At 72.0% G+C, this 22,629-nt stretch carries 19 protein-coding genes; 17 read left to right on the plus strand and 2 right to left on the minus strand.

The features are described from left to right. Nucleotides 1-55 precede the first annotated feature (55 nt). Nucleotides 56-496, plus strand: a complete 441-nt coding sequence (locus ACH4E8_RS24510) for a Rieske (2Fe-2S) protein (protein ID WP_398451540.1) — start codon at nt 56-58, stop codon at nt 494-496. A gap of 41 nt (nt 497-537) precedes the next feature. Here ACH4E8_RS24510 and ACH4E8_RS24515 read toward each other — a convergent pair whose 3' ends face one another. Next, nucleotides 538-1,461, minus strand: coding sequence for a hypothetical protein (locus ACH4E8_RS24515; protein ID WP_398451541.1), 924 nt, complete (start codon nt 1,459-1,461; stop codon nt 538-540). A 352-nt stretch (nt 1,462-1,813) separates the two neighbouring features. Here ACH4E8_RS24515 and ACH4E8_RS24520 point away from each other — a divergent pair, with 352 nt between their 5' ends. From ACH4E8_RS24520 to ACH4E8_RS24590, 15 genes are all read left to right on the plus strand, one after another. Then, nucleotides 1,814-2,452 (plus strand): papain-like cysteine protease family protein, encoded by a 639-nt coding sequence (locus tag ACH4E8_RS24520; protein ID WP_398451543.1) that lies wholly within the window; start codon nt 1,814-1,816, stop codon nt 2,450-2,452. 5 nt (nt 2,453-2,457) lie between these two features. Then, nucleotides 2,458-3,387: a hypothetical protein gene (locus ACH4E8_RS24525; protein ID WP_398451545.1), complete on the plus strand. Its 930-nt coding sequence runs from the start codon at nt 2,458-2,460 to the stop codon at nt 3,385-3,387. A 257-nt stretch (nt 3,388-3,644) separates the two neighbouring features. After that, nucleotides 3,645-5,690, plus strand: a complete 2,046-nt coding sequence (gene uvrC / locus ACH4E8_RS24530; protein ID WP_398451547.1) for an excinuclease ABC subunit UvrC — start codon at nt 3,645-3,647, stop codon at nt 5,688-5,690. Then, complete coding sequence (gene rapZ / locus ACH4E8_RS24535) at nt 5,687-6,625, plus strand: RNase adapter RapZ (RefSeq protein ID WP_361960293.1); 939 nt, start codon at nt 5,687-5,689, stop codon at nt 6,623-6,625. The genes uvrC and rapZ overlap by 4 nt, the downstream gene beginning before the upstream one ends. Then, nucleotides 6,622-7,689, plus strand: a complete 1,068-nt coding sequence (gene yvcK / locus ACH4E8_RS24540; RefSeq protein WP_398451549.1) for a uridine diphosphate-N-acetylglucosamine-binding protein YvcK — start codon at nt 6,622-6,624, stop codon at nt 7,687-7,689. The genes rapZ and yvcK overlap by 4 nt, the downstream gene beginning before the upstream one ends. Continuing rightward, entirely contained in the window at nt 7,680-8,669 is a 990-nt protein-coding gene (gene whiA / locus ACH4E8_RS24545; RefSeq protein WP_361537784.1) for a DNA-binding protein WhiA, read from the plus strand. Before yvcK ends, whiA begins: the two co-directional genes overlap by 10 nt. Nucleotides 8,670-8,807: 138 nt before the next feature. After that, nucleotides 8,808-11,777, plus strand: coding sequence for a M14 family zinc carboxypeptidase (locus tag ACH4E8_RS24550; protein ID WP_398451552.1), 2,970 nt, complete (start codon nt 8,808-8,810; stop codon nt 11,775-11,777). A 201-nt stretch (nt 11,778-11,978) separates the two neighbouring features. Further along, on the plus strand, nt 11,979-12,986 hold the full coding sequence (gene gap, locus ACH4E8_RS24555) for a type I glyceraldehyde-3-phosphate dehydrogenase (protein ID WP_398451554.1): 1,008 nt from the start codon (nt 11,979-11,981) through the stop codon (nt 12,984-12,986). A gap of 160 nt (nt 12,987-13,146) precedes the next feature. Continuing rightward, nucleotides 13,147-14,358 (plus strand): phosphoglycerate kinase, encoded by a 1,212-nt coding sequence (locus ACH4E8_RS24560; RefSeq protein ID WP_398451556.1) that lies wholly within the window; start codon nt 13,147-13,149, stop codon nt 14,356-14,358. 8 nt (nt 14,359-14,366) lie between these two features. Beyond that, nucleotides 14,367-15,143, plus strand: coding sequence for a triose-phosphate isomerase (gene tpiA / locus ACH4E8_RS24565; RefSeq protein WP_398451559.1), 777 nt, complete (start codon nt 14,367-14,369; stop codon nt 15,141-15,143). A 134-nt stretch (nt 15,144-15,277) separates the two neighbouring features. Then, on the plus strand, nt 15,278-15,508 hold the full coding sequence (gene secG, locus ACH4E8_RS24570; protein ID WP_361960570.1) for a preprotein translocase subunit SecG: 231 nt from the start codon (nt 15,278-15,280) through the stop codon (nt 15,506-15,508). A 145-nt stretch (nt 15,509-15,653) separates the two neighbouring features. Next, nucleotides 15,654-15,989, plus strand: coding sequence for an RNA polymerase-binding protein RbpA (locus ACH4E8_RS24575; RefSeq protein ID WP_003957010.1), 336 nt, complete (start codon nt 15,654-15,656; stop codon nt 15,987-15,989). A 263-nt stretch (nt 15,990-16,252) separates the two neighbouring features. Next, nucleotides 16,253-17,905, plus strand: a complete 1,653-nt coding sequence (gene pgi, locus ACH4E8_RS24580) for a glucose-6-phosphate isomerase (RefSeq protein WP_398451561.1) — start codon at nt 16,253-16,255, stop codon at nt 17,903-17,905. Nucleotides 17,906-17,909: 4 nt separating this feature from the next. Next, nucleotides 17,910-18,413: a PH domain-containing protein gene (locus ACH4E8_RS24585; RefSeq protein WP_398451563.1), complete on the plus strand. Its 504-nt coding sequence runs from the start codon at nt 17,910-17,912 to the stop codon at nt 18,411-18,413. Between the two features lie 131 nt (nt 18,414-18,544). Then, nucleotides 18,545-20,053 (plus strand): PH domain-containing protein, encoded by a 1,509-nt coding sequence (locus ACH4E8_RS24590; protein WP_398451908.1) that lies wholly within the window; start codon nt 18,545-18,547, stop codon nt 20,051-20,053. Between the two features lie 467 nt (nt 20,054-20,520). On the opposite strand, the gene ACH4E8_RS24595 is transcribed toward ACH4E8_RS24590, so the two are convergent. Continuing rightward, the gene (locus ACH4E8_RS24595; RefSeq protein WP_398451566.1) at nt 20,521-21,150 is read right to left on the minus strand and encodes a TetR/AcrR family transcriptional regulator; all 630 of its coding nucleotides are present in this window, start codon (nt 21,148-21,150) and stop codon (nt 20,521-20,523) included. Nucleotides 21,151-21,325: 175 nt separating this feature from the next. Between ACH4E8_RS24595 and ACH4E8_RS24600 the strand changes: the two genes are divergently transcribed. Then, a complete protein-coding gene (locus tag ACH4E8_RS24600; RefSeq protein WP_398451569.1) occupies nt 21,326-22,627 on the plus strand; it encodes an erythromycin esterase family protein in 1,302 nt (433 codons plus the stop codon). The last annotated feature ends 2 nt before the right edge of the window (nt 22,628-22,629 follow it).

Consider the following 22,629-nt stretch of genomic DNA (forward strand, 5'->3'; position numbering starts at 1 on the left):
GCCCGGACCGTGCGACCCGCCGCACCCGATACGACCTCTGAACCGTGGAGCTCTTATGTCCGGCCCCTCCCCAGCCGCCCGCCGCACCGTGCTGAAGAGCGCGGCCCTCGCCGGGGCCGCGGGGCTGGGGGTCGCCGCCTGCTCCACCGAGTCGAAGCTGGGGCGGGCGAAGAACCCGACTCCGACCGAGCCGGTCGACCTCGGTGCGGCGGACGCCGTGCCCGTCGGCGGGGCCCGGCTCTACAAGGACAAGCGCCTGGTGGTGAGCTGCCCCGCCGAGGGTCAGTACCGGGCGTTCAGCGCGCAGTGCACCCACGCCGGCTGCGCACTGGACAAGGTCGAGGGCACGGAGGGCAACTGCCCCTGCCACGGCAGCCGCTTCGACGTCACCACAGGCAAGGCGCTGAACGGCCCGGCGACCGTGCCGCTGCCCGAGGTCCCGGTGACCGTGCGGGACGGCAAGCTGATCGCCGGCCCGGACGCCAAGAAGAGCTGACGCGGAAAGCAGCGGAAGGCGCCAGAAGCCGGCGGACCGGCTCACTCCCAGTCCCAGTCGATGCCGAGTATCCCCGGCCGGACCCCCTGCTCCACCAGGTGGACCGTGCGGTGCCGGCCGCTGAGCGTCAGATCCGTCCGCACGCCCCGCGGCGCCCCCGTCGTCGCCTGGGCGAACCTGCGGCACCGCACCGGCAGCGCGCCCTCGTCGAAGCGCACCTGGAGCACGTACTGCCCGCCCGCGTAGGTGAAGCCGCGCACGTACTCGGCGCTGGGACCGCCGGTGCCGTCGTCGAAGCCGTACCCGAAGAAGTACGTGTCGCCGGCGCGCAGCCGGGTGTCGAAGAGCAGCTCGGCGACGACGACCCCGCTCTCGCGGTGCCAGCGGACCCGTCCCGTACGACAGTTCTCCAGGGCGCTGACCCGCACCCGCGCCGGGTCGCAGCCCGTGTCGCCGTGGTGGATCGCGAGGTAGCGGTCGACGCCGTCCCGGTGGGCGCGCACCACGTGCTGGGAGTCGCGGCCCAGGAGCTCGCGGGCGGCGCCGATGTGCACCCGCTCGTGGTGGCCCACCGTGTGCAGCCCGCCGTCCGCCGGCGTCTCCAGGTCCGCGAGCAGCGCCTCCACCGAGCCCGAGACCTCGACCAGCGAGCGGAAGGAGCGCGAGGGCGGACGCTCGACGTCGCCCGCCTCGCCGACGCCGAGCAGCCGGGTGAGGGAGTTCCCCGGCAGCTCCAACACGTCCTCCAGGGCGCGCACCGCCCGTAGCGACTCGGGCCGCTGCGGGCGGCGCGCGCCCTGCTGCCAGTAACTGAGGCTGGTGACACCGACCTTGATGCCCCGGTGCGCCAGGTGGTGCTGGACGCGCTGGAGCGGCAGCCCGCGGACCGCGAGGGCCGCGCGCAGCGCCAGGTGGAACGGGCCGGTGTGCAACACCTGCGCCAGATCGGCCTCGGTGTGCCCCATGGGGACCTCCAACGACAACTTTCGAGCTGTGGATTCGGCGCCGGGCGGTGACGGCAGCGGCAACGGCGCCGGATCAGTACTGGTACTGGGTGCGCGCACATCCGTACAGGGCCTGCACACGACCTGCACGCAACAGGGGTGAACGTTCACGGCGGGACCTGCCCGCCGGCTCCGGCCCGGACGGCACCCCTGGTGGGGCTGCTCGGGGCCGTTCACTTCTGGTACGGCGCGTTCACAGCGCCGTGTCCCCGGCATTGAACCGTGTTGACCTGCTCGCGACAAGGATTGATGCTCAACGGGCAGCGTCCGGACGCGCTCCTCCACTCCCCACCATCCCTCTGGGAGGATCGCGATGCGCAAGACCACGAGACGGCTCGCCGCGGCGGCGGCCGTCCTCGCCGCAACACTCACCCTGCCCCTGTCGACGGCTTCCCCCGCCTCGGCGACGGCCGCGGCCCTCGACGGCCGTACGTCCGCGGCCCAGCCCGCCGGTTCCGACCGCGCGGCGCTGGCTTCGAAGCGGCTCGACATCACCATGCAGGCCCAGTTGAAGACCAACTGGTGCTGGGCGGCGGCCGGCAACACCATCGCCGCGTACTACGGGCGAAACTATTCCCAGAACCAGTTCTGCAACGCGGCCTTCAACCGTCCGCAGAGCGGCCAGTGCCCCAACTCGCAGGCCACGCTGGCGAACGTGCAGACCGGGCTGCGCTGGGCGGGCGTCAACCCCGGTTCCTACATAGGCGACTGGCTGCAGTACTCCGCGGTCCAGAACGAGATCAACGCGAACCGGCCGATCGAGACCCGCATCCAGTGGTCCAGCGGCGGCGGGCACATGCACGTCATCTACGGTTATGACACCGCCAACAGCTGGGTCTACTGGGGCGACCCCTGGCAGACGAGTTCACGCTACAACTGGGCCTCGCACTCCTGGTACGTGAACAACAACTCGTTCTCCTGGACCCACTCGCTGTACCGGATCGGAGCGTGAGAGCGATGAAGCGGACCCCTGACTCCGCACGGACGCCGGCGAACCCGCGTCCCCACGGCACGACCCGGTCGGCCGCCACCGCCGCCGCCGTCGCGTGCCTCGCGCTCGGCGCCCTGGGCACCGCCACCGGTACGGCCCAGGCCGCCACCACGGCCGATCCCGCGCCCGGAGCGCCCGCGGTCGCCACCGCGGCCGACGTGACGGCGGCCCGTGCGGCGGCCACCGCCCCCGCCACCCTGGACACCCTCTCCCGCTTCTTCGCGCGGGACGGAGTGGTGGCCCGCTCGGCGGCCCAGCCGCGGGCGGAGGGCGCGACCGTGCCCGTGCTCACCCTCTCCCCGGAGTTCGTGGCCAAGAAGGCGGGCGCCCCGGTGGCCCGCACCGAGTTCCTGGCCACGCCGGCAGTCTCCGCCGACGGGCAGAAGGCGTCCGTGTGGACCGCGCGCAGCGGCGCGGGCTGGGAGGTGATCAACATCGCCACCGGTGACGACGAGTTCCGCTACGCACGGGCGGGCGCGGCGAAGCTGCCCGGCGGGACCGTGTTCCGCGAGCCGCAGACGGACTCCTGGTACGTCACCAAGGGGAGCCGCGTGCTGCCGCTGGACGAGGACGCGACCCGTGCGATCGGCGCCCGCGGCACCACCCTCGCCGCGTACCAGAACCGGGTCACGGCGGCGTACGGCGACAAGCTGCCCGGCTCCGCCTACGCGAAGAAGGGCTTCGCGGGCGGCTACGAGGCGGCGGCGAACGGCGCCACGTCCGCGGCGGACGGCGGAGCGCCGGCCGGACCGGTCGAGCGGGCCGACCGCGCGGCGGCCAACGGAGGCTCGGCAGTGACCGCTGCCTCCGCAGCCGCCGGTGCCGGGGCGGTCACGGTGCTCGCCCTCACCGGCTTCGCGGCCCTGCGCCGCCGCCGGAGCGCGCACCGGGCCTGACCGCCCCGCGGCGCGTCCAGCCGGGACCCCCGCCCGGCGATGCGTTCCTCCGGAAACAGGACCCCGGCCGGGGGGTACAGGGACCTGCCCGGAGCCCGGTCCGGCGCCCCGCACGAGGGCGCCGGACCGGCGTGCCGCGGCCCGGGGCCGGCCCGTACGAGCGGGCCGGACCCGGGCCCTCGCACGTGCCCGCGCTGCCCGGCTCCAGCCGCCCGCACCCGGCCCGCTCTGTCGGTGCCCGCAAGTAGGGTGGCGGTATGGCAGACCCCTCCAGCTACCGCCCCAAGCCGGGAGAGATCCCCGACTCCCCGGGGGTCTACAAGTTCCGCGACGACCACCGTCGGGTGATCTACGTCGGCAAGGCCAAGAGCCTGCGCTCCCGACTGGCCAACTACTTCCAGGACGTGGCCAATCTCCACCCGCGGACCGCCACCATGGTCACCACCGCGGCGTCCGTCGAGTGGACCGTCGTGTCCACCGAGGTCGAGGCGCTCCAGCTGGAGTACTCCTGGATCAAGGAGTTCGACCCCCGGTTCAACGTCAAGTATCGCGACGACAAGAGCTATCCGTACCTCGCGGTCACGCTGAACGAGGAGTTCCCCCGCGTCCAGGTGATGCGCGGAGCCAAGCGGAAGGGCGTGCGCTACTTCGGCCCGTACGGTCACGCGTGGGCCATCCGCGAGACCGTCGACCTGATGCTGCGCGTCTTCCCCGTCCGCACCTGTTCCGCCGGCGTGTTCAAGAACCACCGGCAAAAGGGCCGCCCCTGCCTGCTGGGCTACATCGGCAAGTGCTCCGCGCCCTGCGTCGGCCGCGTCACCCCCGAGGAGCACCGCGAACTGGCCGAGGAGTTCTGCGACTTCATGGCCGGTCGCACCGGCACCTACCTGCGCCGGCTGGAGAAGGAGATGGCCGCCGCCGCGGAGGAGATGGAGTACGAGCGCGCGGCCCGGCTGCGCGACGACATAACGGCGCTGCGCCGCGCCCTGGAGAAGAACGCCGTCGTGCTCGCCGACGCGACTGACGCCGACCTGATCGCCGTCGCCGAGGACGAGCTGGAGGCCGCCGTCCAGATCTTCCACGTCCGCGGCGGACGCGTGCGCGGCCAGCGCGGCTGGGTCACCGACAAGGTCGAGGCCGTCGACACCGCCGGCCTCGTCGAGCACGCCCTCCAGCAGCTGTACGGCGAGGAGCGCGGCGACTCGGTGCCCAAGGAGGTCCTGGTCCCCGCCCTGCCCGCCAACCCGGACGCGGTCGGCCAGTGGCTCGGCGAGCGCCGCGGCTCCCAGGTCTCCCTGCGCGTACCGCAGCGCGGCGACAAGAAGGCCCTGATGGAGACGGTCGCGCGCAACGCCCAGCAGGCCCTCGCGCTGCACAAGACCAAGCGCGCCAGCGACCTCACCACCCGCTCCCGCGCCCTGGAGGAGATCGCCGAGGCCCTGGACCTGGACTCGGCGCCGCTGCGGATCGAGTGCTTCGACGTCTCCCACCTCCAGGGCCAGGACGTCGTCGCCTCCATGGTCGTCTTCGAGGACGGCCTGCCCCGCAAGAGCGAGTACCGCCGCTTCCAGATCAAGGGCTTCGAGGGGCAGGACGACGTCCGCTCCATGCACGAGGTCATCGGCCGCCGCTTCCGGCGCTACCTCGCCGAGAAGGACAAGACGGGCGAGTGGATCGGCGCCGACGACCCGGCCCAGGCCCCTGCCGACGCAGCCCCGGCCGGCGAGGCCCCGACGAACGCCGTCCCGGCCGGCGAGGCGGGCCGGGACGAGGACGGCCGGCCCAAGAGGTTCGCGTACCCGCCCCAGCTCGTGGTGGTCGACGGCGGCGCGCCCCAGGTCGCCGCCGCCCAGCGCGCCCTGGACGAGCTGGGCATCGACGACGTCGCCGTCTGCGGCCTCGCTAAGCGCCTGGAGGAGGTCTGGCTCCCCGGCGACGACGACCCGGTCGTCCTACCGCGCTCCAGCGAGGGCCTCTACCTGCTCCAGCGCATCCGCGACACCGCCCACGACTTCGCCATCCGCTACCAGCGCTCCAAGCGCACCAAACGGATCCGCACCAGCCCCCTCGACGACGTCCCCGGCCTCGGTGAGACGCGGAAACAAGCGCTCATCAAGCATTTCGGCTCGGTCAAGCGCCTCAAAGGCGCCACAATCGAGCAGATCTGCGAGGTACCGGGCATGGGCCGCAAGACCGCCGAGTCCGTGGTCGCGGCCCTCGCCCAGGCGGCACCCGCCGCCCCTGCCGTGAACACGGCAACAGGAGAGATCATGGACGAGAACGACGGGGGAAGTACGAGATGAACGAGCACCACGAAGACGGAGCGGCACACGTGAGTACGGGCACCGGCACCGAGCCCAATGCGGCTGCGGAGGCAGCCATCCCAGAGCTGGTCATCATCTCCGGCATGTCCGGCGCGGGCCGCAGCACCGCGGCCAAGTGTCTGGAAGACCTGGGGTGGTTCGTCGTCGACAACCTCCCACCGGCCCTGATCCCCACCATGGTCGAGCTCGGCGCGCGCTCCCAGGGCAACGTCGCCCGGATCGCCGTCGTGGTCGACGTCCGGGGCCGGCGCTTCTTCGACAACCTGCGCGAATCCCTCGCCGACCTGGACGCCAAGCAGGTCACCCGACGGATCGTGTTCCTGGAGTCCTCCGACGAGGCCCTGGTCCGCCGCTTCGAGTCGGTCCGCCGGCCGCACCCCCTCCAGGGCGACGGCCGCATCGTCGACGGCATCGCCGCCGAGCGGGACCTGTTGCGCGAGCTGCGCGGCGACGCGGACCTGGTCATCGACACCTCCAGCCTGAACGTGCACGAGCTGCGCGCCAAGATGGACGCCCAGTTCGCCGGCGACGAAGAGCCCGAGCTGCGCGCCACCGTGATGTCCTTCGGCTTCAAGTACGGCCTGCCGGTGGACGCCGACCTCGTCGTGGACATGCGCTTCCTGCCCAATCCGCACTGGGTCCCCGAGCTGCGTCCCTTCACCGGTCTGAACGAAGAGGTGTCGAACTACGTCTACAACCAGCCCGGCGCCAAGGAGTTCCTGGACCGCTACACGGAGCTGCTCCAGTTGATCGCCGCCGGCTACCGCCGCGAGGGCAAGCGGTACGTCACCATCGCGGTGGGCTGTACGGGCGGCAAGCACCGCTCCGTCGCCACCGCCGAGAAGCTGGCCGCCCGGCTCTCCTCCGCCGGGGTCGAGACCGTCGTCGTCCACCGGGACATGGGGCGCGAGTGACCGTACAGCCCCCGCGCCTGCGACGGTCCCGCCGCTCCAGCCGCATCCCCACCCTGCGCAAGCGCGGGGCACAGCCCAAGGTCGTCGCCCTCGGCGGCGGCCGGGGGCTGTCCGCGTCCCTCGCGGCCCTGCGCCGCATCACGGGGGACCTCACCGCCGTCGTCACCGTGGCCGACGACGGCGGCTCCAGCGGGCGGCTGCGCGAGGAGCTGGGCGTCCTGCCGCCCGGTGACCTGCGCAAGGCCCTGGCCGCCCTGTGCGGGGACGACGAGTGGGGCCAGACCTGGTCCCGGGTCATCCAGCACCGCTTCCACTCCCAGGGCGACCTGCACAACCACGCCGTGGGCAACGTCCTCATCGTCGCCCTGTGGGAACAGCTCGGCGACCCCGTCCAAGCCCTGGACCTGGTCGGCCGGCTGCTCGGCGCGCACGGCCGGGTGCTGCCGATGTCGGCCGTGCCGCTGGAGCTCCAGGCCCTGGTGCGCGGCCACGACCCGGCCAGCCCGGACCTGCTGGAGACCGTACGGGGACAGGCCACGGTCGCCCTCACCCCCGGCGAGGTGCAGTCCGTGCACCTCGTGCCGCACGACCCGCCCGCGGTCCCCGAGGCCGTCGCCGCCGTCCTCGACGCCGACTGGGTGGTTCTCGGCCCGGGGTCCTGGTTCTCCTCCGTGATCCCGCACCTCCTGGTGCCGGAACTGCTGGACGCCCTGGTGGAGACCAAGGCCCGCCGGGTCCTCTCGCTCAACCTCGCTCCGCAACCCGGCGAAACAGATGGGTTCTCACCGCAGCGTCATTTGGAGGTTTTGGGACGACACGCGCCTAAACTCACCCTGGACGTGGTGCTGGCCGACGAGGCCGCCGTGCCCGACCGCGAACTGCTCGTCGACGCCGCCAAGCGCCTCGGGGCCGCGGTCGAGCTGGCCCCCGTGGCCGTCGCCGGCAAGACCTCCGCCGTGGGCGAAGGCGCCGGGGGAGGGGTTCCGAAGCACGACCCGGAGCTACTGGCCGCCGCGTACGACCGTATTTTTCGGATGCATGGAAGGATCGGCCCATGGCGATGACGGCAGCGGTGAAGGACGAGATCTCCCGGCTTCCCGTCACCCGGACCTGCTGCAGGAAGGCGGAGGTCTCGGCGATCCTGCGGTTCGCGGGCGGGTTGCACCTGGTGAGCGGGCGCATCGTGATCGAGGCCGAGTTGGACACGGGGATCGCGGCGCGCCGGCTCAAGCGGGACATCCTGGAGATCTTCGGCCACGGCTCCGAGCTGATGGTGATGGCCCCCGGCGGGCTGCGGCGCGGCTCGCGGTACGTGGTCCGGGTGGTGGCCGGCGGCGACCAGCTCGCCCGGCAGACCGGACTGGTCGACGGGCGCGGCCGGCCGATCCGCGGACTGCCGCCCCAGGTGGTCTCCGGCGCCACGTGCGACGCCGAGGCGGCGTGGCGCGGCGCCTTCCTGGCCCACGGCTCGCTGACCGAGCCGGGCCGCTCCTCCTCCCTGGAGGTCACCTGCCCCGGCCCCGAGGCGGCCCTCGCGCTGGTCGGCGCGGCGCGCCGGCTCTCCATCGCCGCCAAGGCGCGCGAGGTGCGCGGCGTGGACCGGGTCGTGGTCCGGGACGGCGACGCCATCGGCGCCCTGCTCACCCGGCTCGGCGCGCACGAGTCGGTGCTGGCCTGGGAGGAGCGGCGGATGCGCCGCGAGGTCCGCGCCACCGCCAACCGCCTCGCCAACTTCGACGACGCCAACCTGCGGCGTTCCGCGCGGGCGGCCGTCGCCGCCGGCGCCCGGGTGCAGCGGGCCCTGGAGATCCTCGGCGACGAGGTCCCCGAGCACCTCGCCGCGGCCGGCCGGCTCCGGATGGAGCACAAGCAGGCGTCGCTGGAGGAGCTGGGCGCCCTCGCGGACCCGCCGCTGACCAAGGACGCGGTCGCCGGCCGCATCCGGCGCCTGCTCGCCATGGCGGACAAGCGCGCCCAGGACCTGGGCATCCCCGGCACCGAGGCCAACCTCACCGAGGAGATGGCCGAGGGACTGGTGGGCTGAGTTCCGTCCGCGCCGCAGGAGGGCCCCGGCCCTCCGCGCCGGCTTCCTCCGCTGGTCGTATTGACATGCGCATGGGCCGTGAACAGTCTGGCTCCCGTTCACCTTCCGGCACGTATCACGTACCAGCAAGGGGGGTCCATGAGACGCAGGGCGAGATCCATACTCGCGGCTCTTTCACTGCTGACCGCCACATTGGCGGCGGCACCGATCGCACAGGCGCAATCAGGGAACGGGACCGGGACCAAGGGCGGGGAGGGCGGGGACGCGCTCGGTGTCTGGCGGGCCACCGTGACCAAGGAGCAGGTGCCCCTGCTGCTGGCCTCGGGCGCCGACGGCCACGAGTTCAGCGAGCGGGTACCCGACGAGGGCACCGCCACGGTGGAGCTGTACCTCACCGATCGACAGGCCGGTGAACTGCGGGAAGCGGGCGTCGGCATCAAGGAGCACACGGTCTCCGCCGCCGCCCGCAAGCGGGTGGCCGCCGCGGGTGACGGGGTCTTCCGCCCGTACTCCGGCGCCGGCGGCCTGAAGAGCGAGATCCTGGCCACCGCCCAGGCCCACCCCTCGCTCACCAAGGCGATCAGCATCGGCAAGACCGTCAAGGGCGAGGACATCCTCGCGGTCAAGGTCAGCAAGGGCGCGAAGACGACCCGCGACGGAGCCAAGCCCGCCACGCTCTACCTGTCCAACCAGCACGCCCGCGAGTGGATCACCCCGGAGATGAACCGGCGGCTGATGCACCACTACCTCGACAACTACGGCAAGGACCCGCGCATCACCCGGCTCGTGGACACCTCCGAGCTGTGGTTCGTGCTCTCCGCCAACCCCGACGGCTACGACCACACCTTCACCGGCACCGCCGAGCGCCAGTGGCGCAAGAACATGCGCGACAACAACGGCGACGGCGCCATATCCGCCGGCGACGGCGTCGACCTCAACCGGAACTTCTCCTACAAGTGGGGTTACGACAACGAGGGTTCGTCCCCCGACCCCTTCGACGAGACCTACCGCGGCGCCGGCCCCGGCTCCGAGCCCGAGACCAAGGCGCTCGACGCCTTCCAGAAGCGCATCGGCTTCGAGTACGGCATCAACTACCACTCCGCGGCCGAGTTGATCCTCTACGGGGTGGGCTGGCAGGTGGCCACCGGCACCCCCGACGACGTGGCGTACTCAGCGCTCGCCGGGACCCCCGCGAAGCCCGCGATCCCCGGCTACCGCCCGCAGGTCTCCTCCGAGCTGTACATCACCAACGGCGAGGCCGACGGCCACGCGGCGAACGTCAACGGCATGATGATGTTCACCCCCGAGATGTCGACCTGCGCCACCGCGTCCCGGGTCGATCCGAACGACGCGTGGAACGCCGCGGACTGTGCCTCCGTCTTCACCTTCCCGGACGACGAGAAGCTGATCCAGCAGGAGTTCGCCAAGAACGTGCCCTTCGCGCTCTCCGTCGCCGAGTCCTCGCTCACCCCGGACCGGCCCGCGTCCTCGCTGGGGATCGAGGCCGCGGACTTCACGCCCGACCCGTTCACCGTCTCCTACGCCCGCGGCGGCGACCAGGAGGTCTCCGTCGTCGCCCGCAAGTCCCTGCGCGACAAGGAGTTGAAGTACCGCGTCAACGGCGGCCGGGTCCAGTCCGAGGACCTGGAGCCCTGGAAGGGCGGCGAGACCTTCGGCGGTGACGACAACGTCCGCTTCGACGAGTACCGCGCCGAAGTCGAGGACAGCGGGGTCGGCGACCGCGTCGAGGTGTGGTTCACCGGCCGTACGCGCCAGGGCGAACGGGTCTCCAGCGAGCCCTTCACCTACGCCGTCGCCGAACGGCCGCGCGCCGACGTGCTGGTGGTCGCCGAGGAGGGCGGCACGGCGCCGGCCCGGAACGTCGGCGCGTACACCACCGCGCTCGCCGACAACAAGAAGCGCTCCGCGGTCTGGGACGTCGCGACCCAAGGGGTGCCGCACCCGCTCGGCGTCCTGAGCCACTTCGACACCGCGGTTTGGTACACCGGCGCGGCCGCCCCGTCCTGGGGCGTCACCGAGGCCGTGCGCGCCTTCGTCAACGAGGGCGGGAAGGTGGTCACCGCCGGCGAGCGGGCCGGCGGCGACGTCGACCTCGGCGGTGCGGTGAGCGACGACTTCGCCCAGTACTACCTCGGTGCCTCCGGCCGAGCGTCCCTCGGTGGAGTGAACTCCTTCGCCGGGGCGGGCCGCCTCGGCGGCGCCGGTGCCGGGCTCGGCGACGCCCCCGGCAACCCGCTGGACGCGGCCGGCGCGTACACCGTCACCTCCGACTCGCTGCCGCCGGCGCAGTTCCCGCAGTTCCGCAGCGCGGCGGCGGGCGACTACCCGGGCGTACGGATGCCGTTCTCGCCGTACGAGGGCCAGTGGTACGCAGTGGCGGCGCACCGCAACGCCTCCTGGATGAGGCTCAGTCGCACCGTTGACCTCGGCGGCACCACCGCGGCGCAGCAGCCGCGGCTGGACATGCAGCTGAGCTTCAACACCGAACGCGGCTTCGACAACGCGATCGTCGAGGTCCGCACCGTCGGACAGGACGACTGGACGACCCTCCCGGACCGCAACGGCGGCACCGCGAGCACCGTGCCCACCCAGTGCGACCGGGCCTTCTACGTCAACCAGCACCCCTTCCTGCGCCACTACCTCACGGTCGGCTCCACCGGCTGCACCGCGACCGGCAGCACGGGCGCCTGGCACGCCTTCACCGGTGCGTCCGACGGCTGGCGGGCCGCGTCCTTCGACCTGAGCGCCTACGCGGGCAAGCAGGTCGAGGTCCACGTCTCGTACGTCACCGATCCGAGTGACGGCGGACGCGGCGTGTTCGTCGACGACACCCGGCTGGTCACCGGCGCCGGCGGGGCGGGCGACGGCGGCTTCGAGACCGCCCTCGGGCCGTGGACGGCCGGCGAGCCGCCGGCGGGCAGCCCCGCCCCGCGCGGGAGTTGGCAGCGCAGTCAGGACCTGTACCCCTCGGCCAGCGCCGTCACCACCCGGGACAGCGTCCTGCTGGGCTTCGGACTGGAGCACGCGGCCGCTCGAAATGACCGCAAGAAGCTCATCGGAGCGGCACTCGGCGCACTTGGGCGCTAACGCACCGTAGCGGATTGTGACCCTTTCGCCAGGGCTTGCGGCGGTCCGTACTCCCTACCGGTTGGTATGGACCGCCGTGGTCGTGGACCGACCCTCCGATGTCACTTCGCAGCGCCCCGAGAGGTAGGGTCGTAAGCGGTCGGGGACATCCCAATACAGCTCGCCGGCATCGAGTCGGCGTACCAACGAGGAGATCGGTTCGTGACGATCCGCGTAGGCATCAACGGCTTTGGCCGCATCGGTCGTAACTACTTCCGCGCGCTGCTGGAGCAGGGTGCAGACATCGAGATCGTGGCTGTCAACGACCTGGGTGACACTGCGACCACGGCCCACCTGCTGAAGTACGACACCATCCTCGGCCGCCTCAAGGCCGAGGTGTCCCACACCGCCGACACGATCACCGTCGGCGGCCACACCATCAAGGTCCTCTCCGAGCGCAACCCGGCGGACATCCCCTGGGGCGACCTGGGCGTCGACATCGTCATCGAGTCGACCGGCATCTTCACCAAGAAGGCCGACGCCGAGAAGCACATCGCCGGCGGCGCCAAGAAGGTCCTCATCTCGGCTCCGGCCAGCGACGAGGACATCACCATCGTCATGGGCGTCAACCAGGACAAGTACGACCCGGCGCAGCACAACGTCATCTCGAACGCGTCGTGCACCACCAACTGCGTGGCGCCGATGGCCAAGGTCCTCGACGAGAACTTCGGCATCGTCCGCGGTCTGATGACCACGGTCCACGCCTACACCAACGACCAGCGGATCCTGGACTTCCCGCACAAGGACCTGCGCCGCGCCCGCGCCGCCGCGGAGAACATCATCCCGACGACCACCGGTGCCGCCAAGGCCACCGCCCTGGTCCTGCCGCAGCTCAAGGGCAAGCTGGACGGCATCGCGATGCGCGTCCCGGTCCCCACCGGCTCCGCCACCGACCTGGTCGTCGAGCTCTCCCGCGAGGTCACCAAGGACGAGGTGAACGCCGCGTTCAAGAAGGCCGCCGAGGGCGAGCTCCAGGGCATCATCGCCTACACCGAGGACCCCATCGTCTCCTCGGACATCGTGAGCGACCCGGCGTCCTGCACCTTCGACTCCTCCCTGACCATGGTCCAGGAGGGCAACTCGGTCAAGATCCTCGGCTGGTACGACAACGAGTGGGGTTACTCCAACCGCCTCGTGGACCTCACGGTCTTCGTCGGCAACCAGCTCTGAAAGCTCCGAACGCTCTGACGGCCCCGCCCGGCTCGGCCCCGCACAGCCCAGCACCGCAAGGCCACCAGGGCACAACGATGTGAGCGAACGGGCTCGGGCAGCGCAAGGTCGCGCGGCCCGGGCCCGGTCGCACGTCCAGCCCTCCCGAGGAGTTCTCAGCATGAAGACGATCGACCAGCTGCTGGCCGATGGGGTAGCCGGCAAGCGGGTATTCGTCCGCGCCGACCTCAACGTGCCGCTCGACGGCACCACCATCACCGACGACGGCCGCATCCGCGCCGTCGTGCCGACCGTCACCAAGCTCGCCGACGCGGGCGCGCGCGTCGTCGTCGCCTCGCACCTGGGCCGCCCCAAGGGCGCCCCGGACCCGGCCTTCTCGCTGGCCCCGGCCGCCGCCCGGCTCGGCGAACTGCTGGGCCGGGACGTCGCCTTCGCCACCGACACCGTCGGCGAGTCCGCGAAGTCCGTCGTCGCCGGCCTGGCCGACGGGCAGGTCGCGGTGGTCGAGAACCTGCGCTTCAACCCCGGCGAGACCAGCAAGGACGACGCGGAGCGGGGCGCCTTCGCCGACCGGCTCGCCGACCTCGCCGACCTCTACGTGGGCGACGGCTTCGGTGCCGTCCACCGCAAGCACGCCTCGGTGTACGACCTGCCCGCCCGGCTGCCGCACGCGGCCGGGTACCTGATCGCCACCGAGGTCGGGGTCCTGAAGAAGCTCACCGAGGAGGTCCGGCGTCCGTACGCCGTCGTCCTCGGCGGCGCCAAGGTCTCCGACAAGCTCGGAGTCATCGAGAACCTGCTGGAGAAGGCCGACCGGATCCTCATCGGCGGCGGCATGGCGTACACCTTCCTCAAGGCCGAGGGCCACGAGGTCGGCACCTCCCTGCTCCAGGAGGACCAGGTCCCGGTCGTCCAGGACTACCTCGCACGGGCGAAGGACAAGGGCGTGGAGTTCGTGCTCCCCGTCGACGTCCTGGTGGCCCCCGGGTTCCCGGACCTCAAGACCAAGGCCCCGGCCCACCCCACCACCGTCGCCGCGGACGCCATCCCGGCCGACCAGGAGGGTCTGGACATCGGTCCCGAGACCCGCAAGCTGTACGCATCGAAGCTCGCCGACGCGGCCACCGTCTTCTGGAACGGCCCCATGGGCGTCTTCGAGCACCCCGACTACGCCGAGGGCACCAGGGCCGTCGCCCAGGCGCTCGTCGACTCCCCGGCGTTCTCCGTGGTCGGCGGCGGGGACTCCGCCGCCGCCGTGCGGACGCTGGGCTTCGACGAGAAGGCATTCGGCCACATTTCGACCGGCGGCGGCGCCAGCCTCGAATACCTCGAAGGCAAGACGCTTCCCGGCCTCGCCGCACTGGAGGACTGATCAAGCACATGAGTAACCGCACCCCGCTGATGGCGGGCAACTGGAAGATGAACCTCAACCACCTGGAGGCCATCGCCCACGTCCAGAAGCTCGCCTTCGCGCTCGCCGACAAGGACTACGACGCCGTGGAGGTCGCGGTCCTGCCGCCCTTCACCGACCTGCGCTCCGTGCAGACCTTGGTCGACGGCGACAAGCTGAAGATCAAGTACGGCGCCCAGGACATCTCGGCGCACGACTCCGGCGCCTACACCGGCGAGATCTCCGGCACCATGCTCGCCAAGCTGAAGTGCGCGTACGTCGCCGTCGGCCACTCCGAGCGGCGCCAGTACCACGCCGAGACGGACGAGGTCTGCAACGCCAAGGTGAAGGCCGCCTTCCGGCACGGCATCACGCCCATCCTGTGCATCGGCGAGCCGCTGGAGGTCCGCAAGGCCGGCGAGCAGGTGGCGCACACGCTGGGCCAGCTCGACGGCGGCCTGAAGGACGTCCCCGCCGAGCAGGCCGAGCAGATCGTCATCGCGTACGAGCCCGTCTGGGCCATCGGCACCGGTGAGGTCGCCACCCCCGAGGACGCGCAGGAGGTCTGCGCGGCCATCCGCGGCCGGCTCGCCGAGCTGTACTCCCAGGAGCTGGCCGACAAGGTCCGCATCCAGTACGGCGGCTCCGTGAAGTCCGGGAACGTGGCCGCGATCATGGCGAAGCCCGACGTGGACGGCGCCCTGGTGGGCGGGGCCGCGCTGGACGCCGACGAGTTCGTCAAGATCGTTCGCTTCCGCGACCAGTGAGTATGCGGTAGCGCCGATCCGTCGTACCCTTGCGGGGACCCGGGGCCGCTCGCGGCCGGGGTCCCCGCAGTCGGTAGTCACCTAGTCACCCAGTCACCTCAAGATTTGCCAGGAAGTAGGGTCCAGCCGTGGTTATGGGGTTCTCGATCGCCCTGATCGTCTTCAGCCTGCTGCTGATGCTGCTGGTGCTGATGCACAAGGGGAAGGGCGGCGGCCTCTCCGACATGTTCGGCGGCGGCATGCAGTCCTCCGTCGGCGGCTCGTCGGTCGCCGAGCGCAACCTCGACCGCATCACGCTCATCGTCGGCGTGCTGTGGTTCGCCTGCATCGTCGCCCTCGGCCTGCTGATGAAGCTGAACGACTGACGCCGCTGGACTCCGTCCGACGCCTCCGCGCGGGACGGGGGTAACTCCAACGACTGGACGGGCGTTGGGCCTTACGTAGACTGGGGCACCGCGGCGCAGCCGCTGTGAGACGCTGTGCAGCACCATCACGCAGGGAGTTACGACCGTGGCAAGTGGCAACGCGATCCGGGGAAGCCGGGTCGGGGCGGGGCCGATGGGTGAGGCCGAGCGCGGCGAGTCCGCGCCGCGCCTGCGCATCTCCTTCTGGTGCTCGAACGGGCACGAGACGCAGCCGAGCTTCGCCAGTGACGCACAGGTCCCCGACACGTGGGACTGTCCGCGCTGCGGGTTCCCGGCCGGCCAGGACCGGGACAATCCACCGGACCCGCCGCGCACGGAGCCGTACAAGACGCACCTGGCGTACGTACGGGAGCGGCGCAGCGACGCGGACGGCGAAGCGATCCTCGCCGAGGCACTTGCCAAACTGCGGGGCGAAATCTAGGAACGACATCCGGCCGGGACACCGAGAGGTGCCCGGCCGGACGCATGTGCCGGCCTTGTGCAGGCCCCGCCGTCGCGGACTTTTTGCCGGGCCTCCTCGGTTGGCCACAGTGCCCGATTGTCAGTGCCGTCGCTTACGGTTCTGAGTCAGGTGAACACGGAGCGTGCACGGCGCTTCCGTGGACACCTCGCGGCCCTCCTGATCATTTAGGTTGGGGCGGTGGGGCGCCAGTCAGGCACGAGACGAAGCGAGCTGATGTCCGAGTGAACGCAACGGGCCGTACCCGGCTCAACCAGACCCCCGAGTGGATCGCGCTCGGCAAGCACCGCGAGCAGTTGGGGCAGACCCATCTGCGGGAGCTGTTCGCCGCCGATCCGGAGCGCGGCAGCTCCCACGTCCTGCGCGTCGGTGACCTCCACATCGACTACTCCAAGCACCTGGTGACCGACGAGACCCTGGCGCTGCTGCGCGAGTTGGCGGTGGCCACGGACGTGGCCGGGCTGCGGGACGCCATGTTCCGCGGCGAGAGGATCAACGTCACCGAGGACCGCGCCGTCCTGCACACCGCGCTGCGCGCGCCCCGCAGCGCCGTCGTCGAGGTCGACGGCGAGGACGTCGTCCCCCGGGTCCACGCGGTGCTCGACCAGATGGCCGCCTTCGCCGAGCAGGTCCGCGCCGGCGCCTGGACCGGGCACACCGGCAAGCCCGTCAAGAACGTGGTCAACATCGGCATCGGCGGCTCCGACCTCGGCCCCGCCATGGCGTACGAGGTGCTGCGCCCCTACGCTGCGCGGGACCTGACGTTCCGTTTCGTGTCGAACGTGGACGGCGCCGACCTCCACGAGGCGGTGCGCGACCTGGACGCGGCGGAGACGCTGTTCGTCGTCGCTTCCAAGACCTTCACCACGATCGAGACCATCACCAACGCCACCTCCGCCCGCGACTGGCTGCTCGGCGAGCTGAACGCCGGTCAGGAAGCCGTCGCCCGGCACTTCGTGGCCCTGTCGACGAACGCCGGGAAGGTCGCCGACTTCGGCATCGACACGGCCAACATGTTCGAGTTCTGGGACTGGGTCGGCGGGCGCTACTCGTACGACTCCGCCATCGGCCTCTCCCTGATGATCGCGATCGGGCCGGAGCGCTTCCGGGAGATGCTCGACGGCTTCCACCTCGTCGACGAGCACTTCCGCACCGCGCCCTTCGAGGAGAACGCGCCGCTGCTGCTCGGCCTGCTCGGCATCTGGTACGGCGCGTTCTTCGACGCCCAGTCGCACGCCGTCCTGCCGTACTCGCACTATCTGAGCAAGTTCACCGCCTACCTCCAGCAGCTCGACATGGAGTCGAACGGCAAGTCGGTGGACCGCGACGGGCAGCCGGTGGAGTGGCAGACCGGCCCCGTGGTGTGGGGCACCCCCGGCACGAACGGCCAGCACGCCTACTACCAGCTGATCCACCAGGGCACCAAGGTCATCCCCGCGGACTTCATCGGCTTCGCCCGCCCCTCCGCCGAGCTGTCGCCGGCCCTGGCCGCCCAACACGACCTGCTGATGGCGAACTTCTTCGCCCAGACGCAGGCCCTCGCCTTCGGCAAGACGCCGGAGGAGGTGCGCGCGGAGGGCGTCCCCGCGGAGCTGGTGCCGCACAAGACCTTCCGGGGCAACCACCCCACGACCACCGTCCTCGCGGACGAACTCACCCCCTCCGTGCTCGGCCAGCTGATCGCGCTGTACGAGCACAAGGTGTTCGTCCAGGGGGCCGTGTGGCACATCGACTCCTTCGACCAGTGGGGCGTGGAGCTGGGCAAGGTCCTCGCGAAGAAGATCGAGCCGGTGCTGACCGAGGGGGCCGGCGGCGAAGGGCTCGACAGCTCGACGGCCGCGCTCGCGGCGAAGTACCGGACGCTACGGGGGCGTTGACGTCATGACCACGGGGGAGACGGCGGTGCGACTGCGACCGCCGAGGAACGCACTGGACCGCCGGGTCGTCGGCTGGTGGCTGACCCAGTGGCTGATCGCCGCGGTGGTGTGCGGCACGGTGCTGGGCCTGCTCGGCCTGTGGATCACTCCGGCGCGCACCTGGCTGTGGGCGTCCGCTGCCGCACTCAGCGGACTCGCACTGCTCTGTGCCGCCGTCTTCCCCCTCTGGTGGTACCGGGTGCACCGCTGGGAGGTCACCGACGAGGCGGTGTACGTCCGCACCGGCTCCTTCTGGCAGGAGTGGCGCATCGCGCCGATGTCCCGCATCCAGACCGTCGACACCGTGCGCGGCCCCCTGGAGCGGTCCTTCAAGCTGGCGACGGTCACGGTCACCACGGCCTCCTCCGAGGGGCCCGTGCGGATCGTCGGGCTCGACCACGAGGTGGCGGCCGGGCTGGTCGCGGAGCTGACGCGGGTCACCCAGGCGACCCCGGGGGACGCGACGTGAACGCGGATGCGCCGCGGGCGGCGGAGCCGAGCGGTGCGGCGGCCGGCGCGGCTGGCGACGAGGTCCCCCCGGCACCGGGCGCGGTCGCGTCGGAGGTCGCGACCGAGGGGGAGTGGCGACAGCTCGACAAACTGGTCCTGCTGGTCACCGCCCTCGTCGTCGCCGGCATCGCGGGCGGCATCTGCCTTCCCGTGCTGCTCGGGCTCTCCTCCGGCGCCTGGTTCGGCAACGGACCCCGCCGCGGCATCGGACTCGTCCTGCTGCTGACCGCCGCGGTCCTGCTGGTCCTCGGCTCCGTCGCCGTCCAGTACGCCACCTGGCGCCGTACGCGCTACCGCATCGGCCCCGGCCGCGTCGACCTCCACTCCGGCCTGCTCTTCGTGAAGCGGCGCTCCCTGGCGCGCGAGCGGATCCGCAGCGTCGACCTCACCGCGAATCCGCTGCTGCGCGTGCTGGGGCTGGTCAAGGTCCGCATCGGGACGGGTGAGAGCAGCGGCAGCGGCGAGTCCTCCCTGGTGCTGGACCCGGTCAGCAGGGCGGAGGGCGAACGCCTGCGCGCCGAACTGCTCGACCGTCCCGTCGACGTTTCGGCGGCGGTCCCGGAAGGCGCCCTCGCGGTCCTCGACCCCGCCTGGATCCGGTACGCCCCGACGTCCTTCGTCGCTCCCGCGCTCGGCGTCGCGGCGGCCGGCGCCGTGATGCAGGTCAGCGACTTCTTCGGGCTCCAGGACGAGGTCATCGAGTGGACCGGCGACCGCTTCCAGGACACGTCCATCACCGTCATGGTCGGGACGCTGGCCCTCACCGCGCTCGTCGTCGGTGCGATCGGTGCGCTCGGGCTGTGGGTCGAGATGTGGTGGGGCTACCGCCTGGACCGGGAGCCCGGCGGCGTGCTGCGCGTGCGCCGCGGACTGTTCACGACCCGCTCGATATCGGTCGAGGAGCGCAGGCTGCGCGGGGTCGAGTTGGTGGAGCCGCTGGGCGTACGGCCGTTCGGCGCGGCGCGGGTGGACGCGGTCGCCACCGGCATAGCCGACGACACGGAGGGCGACCACGCCGACCTCCAGGTGCTGCTGCCGCCCGCGCCGCGCGCGGTGGCGGACTCCGTGGTGGGCCTGGTCCTGCGGGAGCCCCGCACCCCGATGGACGCCCCGCTGACCCCGCATCCGCGCGCCGCCCGGGCCCGCCGGCTGCGCTGGGCCCTCTCCGGGGCCGCGGCCCCGGCGGCGGTCCTGGTGGCCCTCGGCCTCTGGCTCACGCCCGTCCTGCTGTACATCGCGGCGGGGTACGCGGTGGTGGCGTTCCCGATCGCGGTGCTCCTCGCCGTCGACGCGTACCGCAGCCTCGGACACGGGCTGAGCGGCGGCTACTTGCTGACCCGCTCGGGGAGCATGGCGCGGCGCACGGTCGCGTTGCAGCGCAGCGGGATCATCGGCTGGACGATCTCCCAGTCCGTCTTCCAGCGACGGTCGGGCCTGATGACCGTGACGGCGACGACGGCGGCGGGCGCGGGCGGCTACACGGTCTACGACGCGGCGCAATCCGAAGCGCTCGCGCTCGCGGCGAACGCGGTCCCCGGTCTCCTGGCCCCGTTCCTGGAGCCGACGCCCTCGCGCCGCGTCGAGCCACGGGACCGCTGAACCCCGAGGTGCGGGCTGCGTGCGGGCCGCGCGGTTCCGTCCCCTGCGGCCCGGGGAACTCCCAGCGCCCCTCACCCCGTTCGTCTGCGGACGCGCTGGGTCGAGCCGTGTGGCGCGCACCTGTGGTGCCACGGCGAGGGGGCCCGGGTCGTGTCCGGATGGTCGCGCGCACGTCCCTGTGCCGCTGGACGTAGCCGCCGTTTCCCTGCGGGAGCGTTGGTCTCCACCGGCCGGTGGTGGGCTGGTCGGGCAGTTCCCCACGTCCCTCATTGCCCACGCCCTACGGGCGTAGCCGCAAACCGAGCTCGGGTCCGCAAGTGGCCGCCGAGCTGAGCGAATCAGGGGCGCTGGGGTCCCCTCCATGCCCTCTGGGCCCCGTGTCCGCAGGGCGTGGGGGAGGAGGTGTGCGACGAGCCCGTCACCGGATCGCGGAGGTAGATGGTCCGCGGGGAAACGGCGAGGGGCCCCTAAGGCTCGGTGAAGGCGCCGGCGATCGCGGCCAGGGTGGCGGATTTGGCCGCGTGGGCGGGCAGGCGCGGGTCGGGGGGCGTGCGGAGCAGGACCAACTGGTGGTAGAGCGGCGCGGTCGACGCGATGAGGAGCTGCCGGGCATCGGTGCGCGGTGGCAGTTCGCCGCGCTCGACCGCCCGGCCGACGACGGTCTCGCAGCGGACGTACCGGTCCTCCCAGAGTCGCCGCTGCGCCCGGGCCGCCTGCTCCGAGCGGAAGGACGCGGCGATCAGCGCTGCCATGATCGGCGGTTCCGCGGTCAGGGCCGCGAGGATCTCCTCGTTCAGCGCGGCCAGGTCGCCTTCCAACGAGCCGGTGTCCGGTGGTTGCCAACCGTCGTCACCCGCCGCGTCGAGGACGTCGGCGAGCAGGCCGCCCACGTCCCCCCAGCGCCGGTACACCGTCGTGCGGTGCACGCCGGCGCGGGCGGCGACGGCGTCGGTGGTCAGCCCGTCGTAGCCGTGTTCGCCCAGTTCGGCGAGGGTCGCGTCGAGCACCTGCCGACGTACGCGAGCGGTGCGGCCCCCGGGGCGGCGGCCGGTCGGAGGGCGGGTGCCGTTCGGCCCCGGGGCTTCGGGGGACGTCACGTGAAGACCTTTGCTCGGGGTGTCGTCGCCATGGCAAGATCTTAAAGCATCATCTGTTGCATTAGTGGAGACCGATGCTCTTCCGAAGCGTCCGCCCGGCCGGCGCGACGTCCAACGGCGGGCTCGTTCTCCGGAGCGGACCGGGCAGCAGCCCGACCGAGAATCGAGCCGTCGCATGCCTGCTTCGCCCCACCGCAACCCGTTCGCCGACTGGCTCCGCACCCACGCCGTCGCCCTCGACCACCTGGACCCCGAGGCGCCCCTCGACGACCTGGAGCCGCTGCGCGCCGTCGTCGGCGATGCGCGGGTCGTGGCGATCGGCGAGAGCTCCCACTTCATCGCGGAGTTCGCGGCGATGCGCGAGCGCGTCCTGCGCTTCCTGGCCGAGCGCTGCGGATTCACCGTCCTGGCCTTCGAGTACGGCTTCAGCGAAGGCTTCCCCCTCGACGCGTGGGCCCGGGGCGAGGGGACGGACGACGACCTGTCGGCACACCTCGCCGGGACGATCCCGGTGGGAGTCGGCGAGCCGCTGCGCTGGATGCGCCGGCACAACCGCACCGCACCGACCCCGGTGCGCTTCGCCGGCGTCGACGTCCCGGCCGCCGGCGGGTCCCTGATTCCCGCGCTGGCCCCGGTCGCCGACTACCTGCGCCGGATCGACCCCGAGACCCTGCCGTTGGTCGACGAGGCGCTGCGGATCGCCGCACGGTTCGCCGGCGGATCCGGGGCCGTCGCCGCCCCCGCGTGGGCTCGCCTGGCCACCTCCGAACAGGACGCCCTCAGCGCGATCCTGGCCCGCCTGCTCATCAGGGTCCGCTCCCTCGAACCGCTGTACGTCTCCCGCGGCGACCGGCAGAGCCACGACGTCGCCCTGCGCCGCATCGAAGGCGCCTGCCACGCCGACTACGCCTTCCGCGCCATGGCCGACCTCTTCGCCGGCAAGGGGCTGAGCGCCGACACCTCGGCCCGCGACGTCTACATGGCCGAGTCGGTGCTGTGGCACCTGGACCGCTTCGAGCCCGGCACCCGTGTCGTATTGGCCGCTCACAACGCCCACATCCAGAAGACGCCGGTGTCCTTCGACGGCCACCTCACCGGACTCCCCATGGGCCAGCACCTGCACCGCGCGCTCGGCGCCGACTACGTCGCCCTCGGCCTGGTCAGCACCACCGGGCACACCGCGGACATGCCCCGCGACGAGAACTCACCCTTCGGCTTCACCATCGACGCCACCGCGCTGGGGCCGGCCGAGCCGGGAAGCGTCGAAGCCGCCTTCGCCGATGCCGGGCTCGGGCTCAGCATCGCCGACCTGCGCCGGGCGCGCCCGCAGGCGGCCCGGGGGAGCTCCGACCCCGCCCCGGGCCCCGACCGCATCCGGATACAGAGCGCCTACCTCCACACCCCCGTCATCGAGGCGTTCGACGCGGTCCTCCACACCCCGACCTCCACGGTTGCCGAAGTCCTCGCGGACGCGTGAGG

The organism is Streptomyces sp. NPDC017979 (genome assembly GCF_044328175.1).
GTDB lineage: Bacteria > Actinomycetota > Actinomycetes > Streptomycetales > Streptomycetaceae > Streptomyces.

Excerpts from the sequence above, each read along its gene's own strand:
- ACH4E8_RS24525 (WP_398451545.1), top strand. The coding sequence starts at position 2,458 with ATGAAGCGGACCCCTGACTCCGCACGGACGCCGGCGAACCCGCGTCCC.
- ACH4E8_RS24520 (WP_398451543.1), top strand. The coding sequence starts at position 1,814 with ATGCGCAAGACCACGAGACGGCTCGCCGCGGCGGCGGCCGTCCTCGCC.
- ACH4E8_RS24600 (WP_398451569.1), top strand. The coding sequence starts at position 21,326 with ATGCCTGCTTCGCCCCACCGCAACCCGTTCGCCGACTGGCTCCGCACC.
- ACH4E8_RS24510 (WP_398451540.1), top strand. The coding sequence starts at position 56 with ATGTCCGGCCCCTCCCCAGCCGCCCGCCGCACCGTGCTGAAGAGCGCG.
- ACH4E8_RS24515 (WP_398451541.1), bottom strand. The coding sequence starts at position 1,461 with ATGGGGCACACCGAGGCCGATCTGGCGCAGGTGTTGCACACCGGCCCG.
- whiA (WP_361537784.1), top strand. The coding sequence starts at position 7,680 with ATGGCGATGACGGCAGCGGTGAAGGACGAGATCTCCCGGCTTCCCGTC.
- secG (WP_361960570.1), top strand. The coding sequence starts at position 15,278 with ATGGGGTTCTCGATCGCCCTGATCGTCTTCAGCCTGCTGCTGATGCTG.
- ACH4E8_RS24560 (WP_398451556.1), top strand. The coding sequence starts at position 13,147 with ATGAAGACGATCGACCAGCTGCTGGCCGATGGGGTAGCCGGCAAGCGG.
- rapZ (WP_361960293.1), top strand. The coding sequence starts at position 5,687 with ATGAACGAGCACCACGAAGACGGAGCGGCACACGTGAGTACGGGCACC.
- uvrC (WP_398451547.1), top strand. The coding sequence starts at position 3,645 with ATGGCAGACCCCTCCAGCTACCGCCCCAAGCCGGGAGAGATCCCCGAC.
- ACH4E8_RS24585 (WP_398451563.1), top strand. The coding sequence starts at position 17,910 with ATGACCACGGGGGAGACGGCGGTGCGACTGCGACCGCCGAGGAACGCA.
- ACH4E8_RS24550 (WP_398451552.1), top strand. The coding sequence starts at position 8,808 with ATGAGACGCAGGGCGAGATCCATACTCGCGGCTCTTTCACTGCTGACC.
- tpiA (WP_398451559.1), top strand. The coding sequence starts at position 14,367 with ATGAGTAACCGCACCCCGCTGATGGCGGGCAACTGGAAGATGAACCTC.